Genomic DNA, 2821 nt, shown 5'->3' with positions numbered 1-2821 from the left:
AAATTAATCCAGCCGGAGAAAGGCGTACAGTCTTTCCAGTTGGCAGGAAGTAACGAGATTGTAAAATACAAACTCGCAAGAGTGAAATACAATCGTCCGATAGACCAAAAAGATGTTGATGACTTTATCACCATCATTGCCAATGGTGAGTATGAAGAGGCTTATCCAGTAATAGCCATAGAAGGCTCCAAACTGGTTGAAGCCGGATATGAAGTAATTGACTACAGTGGCAATGCCATTAATCCTGATGAAGCTGACAAGTATTTGGTAATACTTGACGGACAGCACAGGTGCAAAGCCTTTGCACAATTAAATGCAACAGGTTCGGAATATGTAATTCCAAATGTACACCTTAAAGAGGTGGAGAATGTGGCTAAATACTTAATTGACATTAATAAAGCAGGTAGCCACTGGGACAAACGGGATAAGTTCGTCATTGCACAATTGACGGTGGGCACAGAGCCTTTTACAAGTATAGCAGACCGCATTTCTGAAGGATTCAATCCTTCTACACCGATGTTAATCTATACAGGAAAACGAATCTCTGATAGTATTCTGAATAAAGTACTAAAAGGAGAACCCTACCAATTAAATAAAAAAGCAGTGGTAAATATAGAACGAGGGGATAAGTTCATTACCCTCTGCAAAGCCGCAGGTATGGGTGTAGACCTGATAACAAAACGTTATTTCATAGAAGGCTTCAACAGCTTCTCCGCAGCAACGAGTGAAGCAACAGCCTTCACAGCATTGGAAAATCTACCAAAGCTAACGGATAAAGAAGCCCGTTTTAAAGACGTGAAAGCAGGCGACGACTTTGTTGCCTTACTCCGTGAAGCAAATATGAATGATTAATTCGGATATATAATTAAAAACAGAGGATGCTCCGGTGTTTACCCTCATGCGCAGAAGGTTTAACCAAGAGTAATGCCGGAAACTCCTCTTATGTCTAACTTTTAAAATTAAACATAATGGAAAAAACAAATAAAATCAAATTTGAGATTACTTCAATAGTAGAAATGGCTCTAAAGAATATAGATAAAGAAATGCCTGCAAAACTCAAAGCATTTAAAGAATCAAAAATGAAAGGTCAGGTTATCTGTAATACCTATCTGACGAGTTTTAAGATAGGTGTACCACGCCCCATTATGGAGCAAGTGGCAGGAGAAATGACTCAAATAGATATGCCTGAAATTTCAGAAAAACTCCATGAAGATTATCCGGAGATAAGTTTTGAGAAACCACGCCTCTTCCTATCTTTTGATGAAGAGTTCCAATGCTGGGATATTAATTTATTGGTGGCTATGGAATTGAAGGAATAAGACAAACCATGTTAAAAAGGAGTTGTAGTTTCTCTGATTGGGAGCTGCACTCCTTTAAAATAAAAATCAAGGTTTAATGCGATGTCAGCTCCGATTTTCCAAGTGATATATTTTACACTTAGATGATGATATATTATTGAGCTGTATACTAATAACTAATACTAAATAACTAATATTTGATTTTGAATCAAATGATTCAAAAATGAATATATGTAAAGAGAATATGGATATAGATAAACTGTCTTACAGAAGAGTAAGGAATGACCTGCATAAGTATTTAAACAACAAGGAGGCTGCCGTTTTACTGGCACTTGTGTTCCATGCCGATTATCAGACAGGCGAATCACATGTCATACACCGTACCTTAGTGGAAAAGACAGGCATTCCGGAATCCTCTCTAAAAAGATACTTGAAGCAATTAAAGGAGAAAGGGATTATAAACATGACAAGTTACTATAACGGAGTAACTCCTAAAGGAATGCCAAGACACCTGACGGATTATTTCATTCAGATTCCGGATGTCTATTACATCATGGTGGCAAGAAAGCTGTTTGACTTTAAACTGGAAGGGGTGGAACTAAAAGAAATGTCATTTATAAAGGGATTCATTTTACTGTTGAAATGCCTGTGTATGAATTTTACTGATTCTACATTGTATAGTTACAGGAAATTGGAGGAACATATGCAGTTGTCCTATGCTACAATTGCCAAACTGATGCGGCAGTGTCAAAAATATGGACTGGTGACACAGAACGAGGAAGGACAGGAATATTCTATTATGAAAGGATTATTCCATAATGGATTTCCTCCGATGACTATTCCAAAGAATGCTAAAAATGCAGACAGGTATAAGGACATCTATAAGGTCATTTATGAGTTCTGTAAAAGTAAAAGGGTGGTTTGTCCTCCGTTTGACAGCAGATTGCTTAGCAGGATTTATATTTCAGGAAAGACACCTGACATGCTAAAGCAATTATATGAAAAGAGAATACAAGAAATACCTGAAAAAATAAGCAGTCTGAATTATTTTGTCAAAATAGCGGTAGGGAAAGCCTTAGAGGCGGAGCAGGAGAAAGAGAAAATATCCATTGTGTTGGATTAATAGGTTCTATTAGTTGCCTTAGAAAAGCAAAAGCCGATACCCAAATATGTTATCTGAATATCGGCTGCACTATCTAAGAGTAAGAGGTATCTATTTACGTTTTACGAATTTTCTTTTCTTCGGCATGACTGGTTTGGGTGGTGTGGAGGAAAGCCATACTTCAGGATTGAAGAACTGGGGATATAACTTACACAGAGTTTCCATGTTTATATGCCTGTACAGGTCTACATGGTGGGTCTCACTCACATGTTCCAAGCCAAACCAATCCGAAGTCTTGCATTGAATTTTCATCGGATTGTAAAATTGAAATTAAAAAATAGATTATCTTATTCAGTATGACAAAGATACAAAAGTATTTCCCCCTAAACGAATCAAACAGGCTTATACTGTAAATACGTTT

At 37.1% G+C, this 2821-nt stretch carries 4 protein-coding genes; 3 read left to right on the top strand and 1 reads right to left on the bottom strand.

The features are described from left to right. From NFR61_RS11085 to NFR61_RS11075, 3 genes are all read left to right on the top strand, one after another. Window positions 1-852: ParB N-terminal domain-containing protein (locus NFR61_RS11085; protein WP_251624139.1), on the top strand; the 852-nt coding region annotated here is incomplete at its 5' end. Between the two features lie 116 nt (window positions 853-968). Further along, complete coding sequence (locus NFR61_RS11080) at window positions 969-1319, top strand: hypothetical protein (protein ID WP_251624137.1); 351 nt, start codon at window positions 969-971, stop codon at window positions 1317-1319. Between the two features lie 202 nt (window positions 1320-1521). Continuing rightward, window positions 1522-2421: a helix-turn-helix domain-containing protein gene (locus NFR61_RS11075; RefSeq protein ID WP_251624135.1), complete on the top strand. Its 900-nt coding sequence runs from the start codon at window positions 1522-1524 to the stop codon at window positions 2419-2421. Between the two features lie 90 nt (window positions 2422-2511). Here NFR61_RS11075 and NFR61_RS11070 read toward each other — a convergent pair whose 3' ends face one another. Beyond that, window positions 2512-2712 (bottom strand): hypothetical protein, encoded by a 201-nt coding sequence (locus tag NFR61_RS11070; protein ID WP_251624133.1) that lies wholly within the window; start codon window positions 2710-2712, stop codon window positions 2512-2514. Between the last annotated feature and the right edge of the window lie 109 nt (window positions 2713-2821).

Source organism: Odoribacter lunatus (assembly GCF_943193135.1).
Classification (GTDB): Bacteria; Bacteroidota; Bacteroidia; order Bacteroidales; family Marinifilaceae; genus Culturomica; species Culturomica lunata.
Note: the sequence above shows the minus strand (reverse complement) of the source record. Positions and strands in the feature narration are given on the sequence as shown.